Source organism: Kitasatospora sp. NPDC004272 (assembly GCF_053603035.1).
In genome coordinates this window covers 18,939-31,840 of record NZ_JBSGET010000097.1, presented here as the reverse complement: position 1 = coordinate 31,840, position 12,902 = coordinate 18,939, and the positions used below count along the sequence as shown (strand labels likewise).

At 74.5% G+C, this 12,902-nt stretch carries 9 protein-coding genes and 1 tRNA gene; 4 read left to right on the top strand and 6 right to left on the bottom strand.

The annotated features are described in order from the left end of the window. Positions 1-54 precede the first annotated feature (54 nt). Positions 55-738, bottom strand: a complete 684-nt coding sequence (locus tag ACWEO5_RS26385) for an ANTAR domain-containing response regulator (protein WP_380272879.1) — start codon at positions 736-738, stop codon at positions 55-57. A 62-nt stretch (positions 739-800) separates the two neighbouring features. Here ACWEO5_RS26385 and ACWEO5_RS26380 point away from each other — a divergent pair. After that, positions 801-883, top strand: a tRNA-Leu gene (locus tag ACWEO5_RS26380). Between the two features lie 456 nt (positions 884-1,339). On the opposite strand, the gene ACWEO5_RS26375 is transcribed toward ACWEO5_RS26380, so the two are convergent. After that, complete coding sequence (locus ACWEO5_RS26375; RefSeq protein ID WP_452164722.1) at positions 1,340-2,269, bottom strand: hypothetical protein; 930 nt, start codon at positions 2,267-2,269, stop codon at positions 1,340-1,342. A 168-nt stretch (positions 2,270-2,437) separates the two neighbouring features. Further along, complete coding sequence (pyk, locus tag ACWEO5_RS26370) at positions 2,438-3,865, bottom strand: pyruvate kinase (RefSeq protein ID WP_452164721.1); 1,428 nt, start codon at positions 3,863-3,865, stop codon at positions 2,438-2,440. Positions 3,866-4,212: 347 nt separating this feature from the next. On the opposite strand from pyk, the gene ACWEO5_RS26365 reads away from it, so the two are divergent. Together ACWEO5_RS26365 and ACWEO5_RS26360 are read left to right on the top strand one after the other, a co-directional pair. After that, positions 4,213-6,048: a bifunctional metallophosphatase/5'-nucleotidase gene (locus ACWEO5_RS26365; RefSeq protein ID WP_452164720.1), complete on the top strand. Its 1,836-nt coding sequence runs from the start codon at positions 4,213-4,215 to the stop codon at positions 6,046-6,048. Between the two features lie 141 nt (positions 6,049-6,189). Next, positions 6,190-7,152: a hypothetical protein gene (locus ACWEO5_RS26360; protein ID WP_452164719.1), complete on the top strand. Its 963-nt coding sequence runs from the start codon at positions 6,190-6,192 to the stop codon at positions 7,150-7,152. Positions 7,153-7,234: 82 nt separating this feature from the next. On the opposite strand, the gene ACWEO5_RS26355 is transcribed toward ACWEO5_RS26360, so the two are convergent. The 3 genes from ACWEO5_RS26355 to ACWEO5_RS26345 form a co-directional block, all read right to left on the bottom strand. After that, complete coding sequence (locus ACWEO5_RS26355) at positions 7,235-8,692, bottom strand: aldehyde dehydrogenase family protein (protein WP_452164718.1); 1,458 nt, start codon at positions 8,690-8,692, stop codon at positions 7,235-7,237. Positions 8,693-8,749: 57 nt separating this feature from the next. Continuing rightward, positions 8,750-9,619 carry a helix-turn-helix domain-containing protein gene (locus ACWEO5_RS26350; RefSeq protein ID WP_452164717.1) on the bottom strand — a complete coding sequence of 290 codons (870 nt, stop codon included), beginning with the start codon at positions 9,617-9,619 and terminating at the stop codon, positions 8,750-8,752. Between the two features lie 128 nt (positions 9,620-9,747). After that, on the bottom strand, positions 9,748-12,411 hold the full coding sequence (locus tag ACWEO5_RS26345; protein ID WP_452164716.1) for an AAA family ATPase: 2,664 nt from the start codon (positions 12,409-12,411) through the stop codon (positions 9,748-9,750). Between the two features lie 96 nt (positions 12,412-12,507). On the opposite strand from ACWEO5_RS26345, the gene ACWEO5_RS26340 reads away from it, so the two are divergent. Next, the gene (locus ACWEO5_RS26340; RefSeq protein WP_452164715.1) at positions 12,508-12,870 is read left to right on the top strand and encodes a nuclear transport factor 2 family protein; all 363 of its coding nucleotides are present in this window, start codon (positions 12,508-12,510) and stop codon (positions 12,868-12,870) included. The last annotated feature ends 32 nt before the right edge of the window (positions 12,871-12,902 follow it).

The following is a 12,902-nucleotide window of genomic DNA, read 5'->3' as shown; positions in this document are numbered from 1 at the left end:
CGAGCGCCCCCGCCCGGAGCGGTCCGGGCGGGGGCGCTCGCGCGCGGGCGGGGCTCAGCCCTCGGCGGTCTCGGCCTTCTTGCGGTCCTGGGCCGCGCCCTCCTCGATCACGGCCTCGGCGACCGCGGCCATCGTCATCCGGCGGTCCATCGAGGTCTTCTGGATCCAGCGGAACGCGGCGGGCTCGTTCAGGCCGAACTTGGTCTGCAGCACGCTCTTGGCGCGGTCGACCAGCTTGCGGGTCTCCAGGCGCTGCGAGAGGTCCGCGATCTCCTGCTCCAGGGTGCGCATCTCGGTGTAGCGGGAGACCGCCATCTCGATGGCCGGCACCAGGTCGCTCTTGCTGAACGGCTTGACGATGTAGGCCATCGCGCCGGCGTCCCGGGCCCGGTCGACCAGCTCGCGCTGGGAGAACGCGGTGAGCATCAGCACCGGGGCGAGGTGCTGCTCGTGGATCCGCTCGGCGGCCGAGAGGCCGTCCAGGACGGGCATCTTGACGTCCAGGATGGCCAGGTCGGGCTTGAGCTCCTCGACCAGTTTGACCGCCGTCTCGCCGTCACCGGCCTCACCGACGACGGTGTAGCCCTCCTCCTCCAGCATCTCCTTGAGGTCGAGGCGGATCAGTGCCTCGTCCTCGGCGATGACGATTCGGGTGATCTGGGGCGAGTCGGTCTCAAGCGGCTGTGGCTGCTCGTCGGGGGTGCTCACGGGGCTCCTCGGTCCGGCGGGGTGCTGCATGCATGAGCCTACCCAGCTGCAACCGGGAGCGCGCACAGGGTATCCTTCTCCCACCCGCCCTCGCCGGGTTGGTGGAACGGCATACACGGATGTCTCAAACACATCTGCCCGAGAGGGCTTGCGGGTTCGAATCCCGCACCCGGCACTCACGCTTGCTCTTCGACCCAAGGTCAAGATCGCCAACGGCTCGCCTCTTGGGGTGAAGTCCGGCGGGCCGGCCCCTCGCGGGTCCACTACCGGCGAAGCTGTTGCCATGGCCGAGCCATCGATCCGGAGCCGGGCGATCCACCTGCTGCGACAGGGGGTCTCGAACGCCGACGTCGCCCGGAGGCTGTGCGTGCCGAGCGGCACGGTCGCGTGGTGGAAACACCGCGACCTCGCCGGACGGGGCATGCTCCCCGGCCGGAAACGGTCGACCTGCCCTCGCTGCTTCGGCGATCCCCTCGACGGCCCCGCCTCGTCTCGATCGCCCGCAGGGCCGCCGTGGAACCACTGGACGCGCACGTCGGCCCGAAGGACTGACGGTGCGGGCCATGGCCTTCACCGTCTCGACCGGGTCCTCGCCGACCGAGGCCGCCCGGCCTCGGAACCGCCGCGGTTCTCAGCCGGTTCCCAGCGTGATCACCGCGGGGTCCGCGCCCGTCTCCCGGTCAACCGCCTCCAGGGTGTACGTCCCGGTGGTGTCCCCGTAGAAGTCGAACCAGGCGGCCAGGCTGATCCGGCCGGTCAGGTCCGGGTAGGGCGTGGCGTCGACCGGGACGGCGGGGGCGAGCCGCCGCCCGTCCGGGAGCGTCAGGTGCAGCAGCAGGCCGTCGGCGGTGCTGCCGGCCGGGGCCTCGAACAGCACCTCGACCGCGTGCCGGCCCGGCTTCGGGGCGCTCAGCACCCGCGGCGCCACCGGGACGGTGCCGAGCAGGACGGTCGGCGCGCTGCCGGTGCCGCCGCTGCAGTCCTCGCGCAGCCGGGCGGAGGCCAGCGCGAGCCGGTGGCGGCCGGTGCGCACGCCGTCCGCCGAGGGGCGCAGCGGGGTCGGGGCCAGGTCGACCTGGTCCTGGCCGGCCCGGGCGCCGACCGGGATCACCGCGCGGGCCGCGCCGGGGGCGGTGAGCACCAGGGCGAGCCGGTCGGGGTCGAGCTGCTGCCCGGCGGTGCCGACGTCCTGCACGGTGGCGGTCAGCGAGGCCCGGCCGTACGGCGGCGGGGTCATCTCCAGCGGGCCGCTGACGGTGACCCCGTCGGACTCCAGGGTGGCCCGGGGCAGGGCGGCGGCGACCGGTACCGGGGACTCGATGCCGACGCTCAGGACGAGTTCGACCGAGGTCCGGCCGTCCGGCTGCAGGGTGGTGGTCAGTGCGGTGAGCCGGTAGGAGTCGCCGCCCCACCAGGCGGTCCGGTCCAGCGTCACGGTCCGGGTCGGCGGCCGCGCGGGGCTGCTGCTCTGCACCGCCCGCAGGGTGTCCGCGCCGTAGGGCGTGCAGCCCGCGGTGAGGACGACCGCGGTCCAGACCACTGCGATGCGGCGGCGTATCAACCTGCGTCTTCCCCCCGGTCCCGGCGCGGGCCCGATCCCCGGGACACCACCCAGGGCATGCTACGACAAGGTGTCGCGCTCCGGCGCGGGGTGCCTGACGGTGCGTCAAGCGGGGCGCGGCCCGTCCCCCCGGCCGGGCCGGAGGAGCGGGCCGCGCGGTGCCCGGCGTCAGTTGGCCGGTTCGCCGACGTGGTGCACGCGCACCAGGTTGGTGGAGCCGGCCAGGCCGGGCGGGGAGCCGGCGGTGATGATCACGACGTCGCCGGGCTTGCAGCGGCCCAGGCTCAGCAGGGCGGAGTCGACCTGGGCGACGAGTTCGTCGGTGGTGGTGACGAACGGGCCGAGGAAGGTCTCCACGCCCCAGGTGAGCGCCAACTGGCTGCGCACGGCGGGCTCGTAGGTGAAGGCCAGCACCGGGATCGGCGAGCGGTAGCGGGTCAGCCGGCGGGCGGTGTCGCCGCTCTGGGTGAACGCGATCAGGTACTTGGCGTCCAGGAAGTCGCCGATCTCGGCGGCGGCCCGGGCCACCGCGCCGCCCTGGGTGCGGGGCTTGCTGCTGGCGGTGAGGGCGGGCAGGCCGGCCGCGAGGATGTCCTCCTCGGCGGCCTCGACGATCCGGGCCATGGTCTTGACCGTCTCGACCGGGTACTTGCCGACCGAGGTCTCGCCGGAGAGCATCACCGCGTCGGTGCCGTCGAGCACCGCGTTGGCGACGTCGGACGCCTCGGCGCGGGTCGGCCGGGAGGCGTTGATCATCGAGTCCAGCATCTGGGTGGCGACGATGACCGGCTTGGCGTTGCGCTTGGCCAGCTTGACCGCGCGCTTCTGGACGATCGGCACCTGCTCCAGCGGGAGTTCGACGCCCAGGTCGCCGCGGGCGACCATGATGCCGTCGAAGGCGTCCACGATGGACTCCAGGTTCTCCACCGCCTGCGGCTTCTCGATCTTGGCGATGACCGGGATCCGGCGGCCCTCCTCGGCCATGATCCGGTGCACCTCCTCGACGTCCTTCCCGCTGCGCACGAACGACAGCGCGATGATGTCGGCCCCGGTCCGCAGCGCCCAGCGCAGGTCCTCGACGTCCTTGTCGGAGAGCGCGGGCACCGAGACGGCGACGCCGGGGAGGTTGAGGCCCTTGTGGTCGGAGACCAGTCCGCCCTCGATGACGATGCAGTGCACCCGGGGGCCCTCGACGTGGGTGACCTCCAGGCAGACCCGGCCGTCGTCGACCAGGATCCGCTCGCCGCGCGAGACGTCCGCGGCCAGGCCCTTGTAGGTGGTGCCGCAGATCTCCCGGTCCCCGGGGACGTCGTCGACGGTGATGGTGAACTCGTCGCCGCGCTCCAGCAGGACGGGCCCGTCGGCGAAGGTGGCGAGGCGGATCTTCGGGCCCTGCAGGTCGGCCAGCACGCCGACGCTGCGGCCTGACTCGTCCGATGCCTTGCGGACCCGGTGGTAACGGTCCTCGTGCTCCGCGTGGGAGCCGTGGCTGAGGTTCAGTCGGGCGATGTCCATGCCGGCGTCGACCAGGGCCTTGATCTGGTCGTACGAATCCGCGGCCGGCCCGAGAGTACAAACGATTTTTGCTCGGCGCATACAGCAGAGCCTAGGCATTACCGGGACGTAACAGAGCGGTTCCGGCCAGTCCCCCCATGGCAGTTGGCGAAAGATTTGGTGAACGGGCCCGCACCGTGCGGCGGGTGGCGCGCGGGGTGAGCGTCCGGGAGGCGGATTGACGCACGCGCGTGCGGGCGGGACGGGCGGCGTCACGCGGAGGTCACCCACGTCTCACCTGTTGGATGGCCGGAGGGTCTGGCCCCGGCGGCCGGAAAGCGGCAGACTGCCAGACGCGTTTTCTACGCGCGTCACCACGGGTGGCGGGGTGTCAGCTGCCCCGGCCCGGACGCCCGCTGACCGCCCGCACGCCCCACTTGGAGTCCTCGATGTCCCTGAACCGCCGTGACTTCGTCACCCGCTCCGCCGCCACCGCGGCCGGGGCCGCCCTGGCCGGCGGCCTGTCCGCCGCCGCGGCCACCCCCGCCGCCGCCGCGGACCACGACCGGGACGACTCCCGCGGCAAGGGCCCCGTCCCGTTCAAGGCCGCCTTCACCGTGATGGGCACCACCGACCTGCACGGCCACGTCCTGAACTGGGAGTACTTCACCGACTCCGAGTACGACGACGCCGCCCACAACGACGTCGGCCTGGCCAAGATCTCCACCCTGGTCGAGCAGGTCCGGCAGGAGAAGGGCCGCGGCCGCACCCTGCTGATCGACGCCGGCGACACCATCCAGGGCACCCAGCTCTCCTACTACTTCGCCCGGATCGAGCCGATCACCGGCAAGAAGGCCCCGCGCCACCCGATGGCCGCCGCGATGAACGCCATCGGCTACGACGCCGCCGCGCTCGGCAACCACGAGTTCAACTACGGCATCCCGCTGCTGCGCGCCTACCAGGACCAGCTGGACTTCCCGCTGCTGGGCGCCAACGCGGTCGACGCCAAGAGCGAGAAGCCGGCCTTCCCGCCGTACGTCATCCGCGAACTGCGCCTGGGCCACGGCCGCCCGATCCGGGTCGGCATCCTCGGCCTGACCAACCCCGGCATCGCCATCTGGGACAAGGCCAACGTGCAGGGGCAGCTGGCCTTCCCGGGCATCCCGGAGATCGCCGCCAAGTGGGTCCCCAAGGTCCGCGCGGCCGGCGCCGACGTGGTCGTGATCACCGCCCACACCGGCGTGGACGGCGGCTCCTCCTGGGGCGACCAGCTGCCCTACTCGGAGAACGCGGGCGCCGAGACCGCCGCCACCGTGCCCGGCATCGACGCGATCCTGGTCGGCCACGCCCACAAGGAGGTCCCGCAGCGGATCGTGGTCAACGAGGAGACCGGCAAGAACGTCGTGCTCTCCGAGCCCGCGCTCTGGGGCGAGCGGCTGACCTGCTTCGACTTCGAGGTCGAGTTCGCCCGCGGCGAGTGGACCGTCACCGGCGTCAGCGCCCGGCTGCTGAACGCCAACACCGTCGCCGAGGACCCTAAGGTCGTCAAGCTGGTCGCCGACCAGCACAAGAAGGTCGTCGCCTACGTCAACCAGGTCATCGGCAGCTGCAAGGAGACCCTCTCCATCGCCGACGCCCGGTTCAAGGACACCCCGATCATCGACCTGATCGGCCGCGTCCAGGCCGACGCGGTCCGCGACGCGCTGGCCGGCGGCCAGTACGCCGCCCTGCCGGTGCTCGCCCAGGCCGCGCCGTTCAACCGCACCGCGGTCATCCCGGCCGGCGAGGTCAAGCTGCGCGACGCGGCCGGCCTGTACATCTACGAGAACACCCTGGAGGCCCGGATCCTGACCGGCGCCCAGCTCAAGGACTACCTGGAGTACTCCGCCAAGTACTACGCCCAGCTCGCCCCCGGCGCCCCGGTCGACCCGGCCACCCTGACCAACCAGGCCAACAACACCCCCGACTACAACTACGACTCGATCTACGGCCTGTCCTACGACATCGACATCGCGCAGCCGGTCGGCAGCCGGATCGTCAACCTGTCGTACCAGGGCGCGGCGGTCGACCCGGCGGCGCGGTTCGTCCTCGCCGTCAACAACTACCGCGCCAGCGGCGGCGGCAACTTCCCGCACGTCGCCGCCGCCCAGCAGGTGTGGGCCAACTCCGACGAGATCCGCAACACGATGATCGCCTGGGTGAAGGCCAAGGGCGTCATCGACCCGGCCGACTTCTACGGCACGAGCACCTGGCGCCTGGTCCGGGCCGGCGTCCCGGTCTTCTAGCCACCGGCGAGCCGTCGACCCGCCGGGGCCGCCCGGGAATCCGTCCCCGGGCGGCCCCGCGCGCGTCCGGGAACCGTTCCCCGCCCCGTCCCGTCCAAGCCCCGTCCGGCCACGGACCACGACCCGGGGGGATGACGGAAGATGCGCGTACGGACAGCACTCGCGGCGGGCGCGGCGGCGGCCCTGCTGCTCACCGGGTGCGCGAGCCACCCGGTCGGCGTCGGCGACGGGGGCGGCGGGGGCAGCGAGGCCGTGCCCGCCACGACCGTCCCGGCCGGGCCCGAGCCGCGGCCCGCGACCGGCGCGGCCGCCGAGCAGGCCGCGAAGGTGGCCGCGGCCTGGCCCGGGTCGAGCACCCAGCAGGCGTGGGAGCACGGCTACTACCCGATCGAGGACACCACCGAGTGGCTGCCCTCCGACGCCTTCCACAGCGGCGCCGACAAGCAGGCGTACCTGATGCACCGGTTCGACCTGCAGGTGCCGCTGCCAGTCTCCGTCTCCGGCCTCTCCGAGGTGCGGTTCGCCGACGGCTCCGCCCTCGCCCTGCCGCAGCGCTCCGCCAAGGACGTCCTCGACTCGCTGCCCGCCGCCGCCACGGGCTGCGCCGACGACTGCCCCTCGCTCGCCGTCACCGCCGTCCGGCCCGGTACCCGCCAGGTCGCCACCAGCCGGGGCGAGGCCACCGTCCCGGTCTGGGAGTTCACCTTCGCGGGCTACGCCGAGCCGTTCCGCTACCCGGCCGTCCTCCCGCAGTCGGGGCAGTCCCTCCCCCGCCCCGAGCCCACCGCGCCCGGCCCGTGGACCGCGGACGGCACCTCCGCCTCGCTCTCCGCGGTCTCCCCCGACGGCCTGCTGCTGACCGCCTACGTCCCCTACGGCTGTGCCACGGTCGACCCGGGCACCGTCTACGAGACCGACCTGGCGGTCGTCCTGATCGGCCGCACCACCCCGCGCGAGTTCGGCCCGGACGAGGCGTGCCCGGCGAGCATCAACGCCGCCCCGGTCGAGTTCCGGCTCGCCCGCCCGCTCGGCACCCGGGTCGTCCTGGGCCTCGCCGACGGCCTGCCCCAACTGCCGCACCCACCGCAGCCCGCGGGCCGCTGACGGAAGGCGGGAGGCGGGAGGCCGAAAGCAGAAGGGGGCCGGCTGCCCGGCCCCCTCACCTCACCTCACCTCACCGCGCCGCTCAGAACGGGAAGCGCGAGCGCCCGTGCTGGATCGAGATCCACTTGAGGGTGGTGAACGCGTCCACGCTGGCCTCGCCGTTGAGCCGCCCGCTGCCGGAGCTCTTCACACCGCCGAACGGCACCCCCGCCTCGTCCGCGATCGTCCCGTCGTTGACGTGGATCATGCCGGTGTCGATCCGCTGCGCGAACCGCACGCCGCGCTCGGTGTCGGCGGTGTGCACGGCGCCGGACAGGCCGAAGGGCGTGTCGTTGGCGATCCGGACGGCCTCGTCCTCGCCGTCGAACGGGATGAGCAGCGCGACCGGGCCGAACACCTCGCGGCGCAGGATCGGGTCGTCGGCGGGGATGTCGGTGAGGACGGTCGGGCGGACCAGGGTGCCGACGGTGGCGCCGTGCAGCAGCGGGCGGGCGCCGGCCGCGATCGCGCGGTCGACCTCGGCGGTGATCGACTCGGCCTGGGCGGAGTTGATCAGCGGGCCGAGCTGGGTGGTCGAGTCGCCCGGGTCGCCGACCTTCAGCGAGGCGACCTTGGCGGTGAACTTCTCGCTGAACTCGGCGAACAGCGCGCGGTCGACCAGGATCCGGTTGGCGGCCATGCAGATCTGGCCCTGGTGGACGTAGCGGCTGGCGACGGCGGCGTCCACCGCGTAGTCGAGGTCGGCGTCGTCGAGGACCACCAGCGCGCTGTTGCCGCCGAGTTCGAGGACGGTGCGCTTGAGGTGGCCCGCGGCGACGGCGGCGACGTGCCGCCCGACGCCGTCCGAGCCGGTGAAGGCGATCACCTTGGGGACGGGGTGCTCGATGAACGCGTCGCCGATCTCGGCGATGTCGGTGAGGACGACGTTCAGCAGGCCGGCCGGCAGCCCGGCCTCCTCGAAGATCTTGGCGATCAGGGTGCCGCCGGCCACCGGGGCGTCCTGGTGCGGCTTGAGGACGACCGCGTTGCCGAGGGCGAGCGCCGGGGCGACGGCCTTCAGCGAGAGGAAGACCGGGGCGTTGAACGGGCTGATCACGCCGACCACGCCGACCGGGAGGCGGTACAGCCGGTTCTCCTTGCCGGGCACCGGCGAGGGCAGGATCTTCCCCTCGGCGCGCAGCGCCAGCGAGCCGACCTCCCGCAGCATGTCCTTGACCAGGGAGAGTTCGAAGAAGGACTTCACCAGGGTGCCGCCGAGCTCGGCGGTCATCACCTGGAGGATCTCCCGCTGGCGCTGCTCGACCACCCGCAGCGCGCGCTCGAAGACCAGGCGGCGCTGGTAGGGGCTGGTGGCCGCCCAGGCGGGCTGGGCCCGTTCGGCGGCGCGGTACGCCTGGTCGATCTCCTCGGCGGTGGCGACCGTGAACGAGGCGAGCTTCTCCCCGTTGAAGGGGTTGAGGTCCACGATGTCCCAGGAGCCGCTACCGGGACGCCATTGGCCGTCGATGTACTGCTGGGCGAGTTCGGCGATCAAGGACATGCGATCCCTTTCGGCGCTGGCGAACACCTACTGACGGATCATCATCTTAATTGTGGCTCAGGTCCCTTGGAGGATCTCCGCGAGAAGATCCCTGGTCTCCCGCTCCGACAGCGCCGCCGCCGACACCCGCTCCAGCGCGGTCGCGTACTCGGCCACCTCGGCGGGCTTGTCCAGGTACAGCGCGGTGGTGAACTGCTCGACGTAGACCACGTCCGCCAGGTCCGGCTCGGGGAAGCACAGCACCGAGAACGCCCCGCTGTCCGCCGCCAGCGCGACCGTCCCCAGCGGCAGCACCCGCAGGCTGATCGTCCCGCGCAGCGACAGCTCCGACAGCCGCGCCAGCTGGGCCCGCATCACCTCCGGCCCGCCGCACGGGCGGCGCAGCGCCGTCTCGTCGACGATCAGCTCCAACCGGGCCGTCGCCCCCTCGGCCAGGAAGCGCTGCTGACGGCGCATCCGGACCGCGGCCCGGCGCCCGATCTCCTCCTCCGACGCGGCGGGGCTGCCGGCCCGCATCACCGCGTACGCGTACTCGGCGGTCTGCAGCAGGCCGGGCACGAACTGCACCTCGTAGCTGCGCACCAGGTTCGCCGCGTCCTCCAGGTTGAGGTACGTCTGGAACCAGCCGGGCACCACGTCCCCGTACCCGTGCCACCAGGACGGGGCATTGGTGCCGCCGACCAGGCCGAGCAGGGCGCCGCGGGACTCCTCGTCGTCGACGCCGTAGAGCGTCAGCAGGTCCGCCACGTCGCGCTGCTTGAAGCCGACCCGGCCGAGCTCCATCCGGCTGATCTTCGACTCCGAGGCCCGGATCGAGTAGCCGGCGTCCTCCCGGGTCACGCCGCGGGCCTCGCGCAGGCGCCGGAGCTGGGCGCCCAACTGGATGCGACGCGCGGTCGCACCGCTGCCCGTCTGCAGGCCCGTCATGCAAACCCTCCGCCCCAGGAACGCCAAGTGGACCCCGTGGGAAGCAGTCTGCCACTGCGCGACGACACTCCGCGAGGTCCTTCCGGCATTTGGCCAATCCGTTGTACGGGCGAGGGTTTCGACTCCGCTCAGGACAGGGCCGGGAGCACCCGCGCGAGATCGGCCCGGGAGCCTACCCCGAGCTTCGGGTACGCCTTGTACAGGTGGTGCCCGACCGTGCGGGCGCTCAGGAACAGCTGCGCGGCGATGTCCCGGTTGGACAGGCCGCGGGCCGCCAGGCGGACGATCTGCGACTCCTGCGGGGTCAGCCCGGCCACCGCCCGGGCCGGACCGGACCCGGCGGCCGGGCCGCCGGTGGCGTCCAGCTCGGTGCGGGCCCGCTCGGCCCAGGGCACCGCGCCCAGCAGCCGGAACGCCTGCTCGGCGGAGCGCAGCGGGGCCCGCGCCTCGGCCTTGCGGCGGCCCCGGCGCAGCCACTCGCCGTACAGCAGCTCGGTGCGGGCCGCCTCCCAGGGCCGGGGCTGCTCGGCGTGCCGGGCCAGCGCCCGCCGGTACAGCTCCCCGGCGAACTCGTCGGGGGCCAGCAGCGCGTGGCAGCGGTCCACCAGGGCCCGGGCCCAGGGGCGGTCGGCGCGCTCCGCCCACCGCTCGAACCGGGCCAGCGGCTCGGCGCACTCCTCGCCGCGGCGCAGCCGCACCGCGGCCTCCACCAGGTCCGGCACGGCCCGGACGGCGGCGACCTGGTAGCCGAGCGGGCCGCCGGTGAGCACGGCCAGCTGCCCGTGGGCGTCCTGGGCCCGCCCGGCGCCCAGGTCGAGCAGGCCCAGCGCCCAACGGGCCCAGGGGACGCCCGCCCCGCCCCGGGCGAAGGCCGCGGCGGCCTGCTCCCGGCAGGGCTCCGAGTCGCCCCGGGCGGCCGCCAGGTACGCCTGGAAGCCGTGCAACTGGCCGGTCCACAGCGGCTGTCCGGTGTCCCGGGCCAGCCCGAGCGCCTCGGCGGCGTGGTCGGCGGCCAGGCCGGGGCGGCCGTCGAACAGCTCCGCCTCGGCGAGGAAGAAGAGCAGCGTGGGCAGCGTCCCGAAGGCGCCGCCCTCCCGGGCCTCCCGGACCAGTCGGCGGGCGAGGTCCAGCACTTCGGCGTCGTGCCCGGGCACCAGCCCGGCCCCGCAGGCCAGCACCAGGTCGACCGGGACGGCCGCCCCCGCCGCCCGGGCCGCCCGCTCGGCCCCGGCCAGCGTCGGCCCGTCCCCGCCGCCCAGCGCGGCGCCCAGGTAGCGGACGACCGGCCCGAGCGGGTCCCCGTCCGGCAGCGGGAGGGCGGCCAGCGCGTCCAGCGAGCGGTGCACGGCCGGGAGGCCGTCGTACCAGGCGACGTGCACGGCCTGCACCAGGACCCGGGCGGCCGGGCCGGGGTGCGCGGCCGCGACCAGGGCGGCGGCCTCGGTCAGCCGCCGGTGCGCGGAGGCGTTCTCGCCGCGCCAGAACTCGGCGACGCCGCGGGCGAACAGCAGGTGCGCCCGGGTGACCGGGTCGGCGTCCGGCCGGTCGGCGGCCAGGGCGAGCCGCTCGGCCCGCTCCACCTCGCCCGCCTCCAGCGCGGCCTCCACCGCCTCCACCGTCCAGCGGCGGGCCAGCACCGGGTCGGGGCTGAGCCGGGCGGCCCGCTCGTACGCGGCGCAGGCGCCCTGGTGGCCGCCCCGGGAGGCGGCGGTGGCGGCGGCCGCCGCGAGGTCGGCGGCGGCCTCCGCGTCCCGCCCGGTGGCGGCCAGCGCCCGGTGCCAGGCCCGGCGCAGCGGCTCGCCGGGCCCGTACGCGGCGGCCAGCGCCCGGTGCGCGGCCAGCCGGTCGGCGAGCGGCGCCCGGTCGACCAGGGCGGAGCGCAGCAGCGGGTGCCGGAAGGCGACCCGGCCCGCCGCCAGGTCGACCCGCAGCAGGCCCCGCTCCTCGGCGGGCGCCAGGTCGGCGGCGTCCAGTCCGCTCGCCGCGGCGGCCCGCAGCAGCACCTCCGCCTCGCCGGTCTCCTCCAACGCGGCCAGCAGCAGCCACTGCTGGGTGCGGCCGGGCAGCCGGCTGACCTGGCCGTGGTAGGCCAGCCGCAGCCGTCCGTCGGGCGGCAGCGCCCCGGTGTCCTCGCCCTGCGGGAGTTCGCGCAGCGCCAGCGGGTTGCCCCGGGCGGCGGCCAACGCCCGGGCGGGGTCGGCGAGTCCGGGCGCGAGGTGGGCCAGCAGCGCCGCCGCGTCGGGCTCCGCGAGCGGCCCGACCGGCAGTTCGGGCAGCCCGGCCGGGTCGGGCCCGGCGTCCTCCCGGGTGGCGAGCAGCAGGGCGACCCGCTCCGCGCCGAGCCGGCGGGCGGCCAGCCGCAGCGCCGCGGCGGACTCCGGGTCGGCCCACTGCAGGTCGTCCACCAGCGCCAGCACCGGCCCCTGCTCGGCCAGGTCACCGAGCAGGGTCAGCACCGCCAGGCCGACCAGCAGCCGGTCCCCGGCCGGGCCGTCGGCGAGCCCCAACGTCCGTTCCAGCGCGGCCCGTTGCGGACCCGGCAGCGCGCCGGTCCGGTCCAGGACGGGCGCCAGCAACTGGCTGAGCACCGCGTACGGCAGCCGGGCCTCCGACTCCACCCCGGCCGCCCGCAGCACCCGCCACCCGGCGGCCCCGGCGGCCGCCGCGTCCAGCAGCGCGCTCTTGCCGATGCCCGGCTCGCCGCGCAGCACCAGCGCCCCGGCCCGTCCCCCGTCCGCCGCCGCGAGCAGCCGGTCGAGTGCCGCCCGTTCCGTCCCCCGTCCGTACAGCATGGGTCGACCCTACCTATAGGCGACTGATTCCCCGGGCCGGCGATCTCCGTAACTTCTTGTCCCGCAAGGGAAACCACCACCCAGAAGGAGCCCCCGATGGACCTGCGGAACCTCGCCGAGCGCTACCTCGCCGCCTGGAACGAGACCGACCCGGCCGCCCGCCGCAAGCTGGTCGAGGAGACCTGGGCCGCCGACGGCAGCTACACCGACCCGCTGGTGGCGGTCCGCGGCCACGAGCAGTTCGACGCCACCCTGGCAGCCGTCCAGGCCCAGTTCGCCGGCCTGGTCTTCACCCTCGGCCCGGTCGACGCCCACCACGACGTGGCCCGCTTCACCTGGGAGCTGGCCCCGGCGGGCGCCACGGAGCCCCTGGTGATCGGCTTCGACGTCCTCACCGCCACCGAGGACGGCCGGATCGCCACCGTGGTCGGCTTCCTGGACAAGGTCCCGACGGCCTAGGAGGGGTGCGAATCAGGGCTCGGGGAACGGCG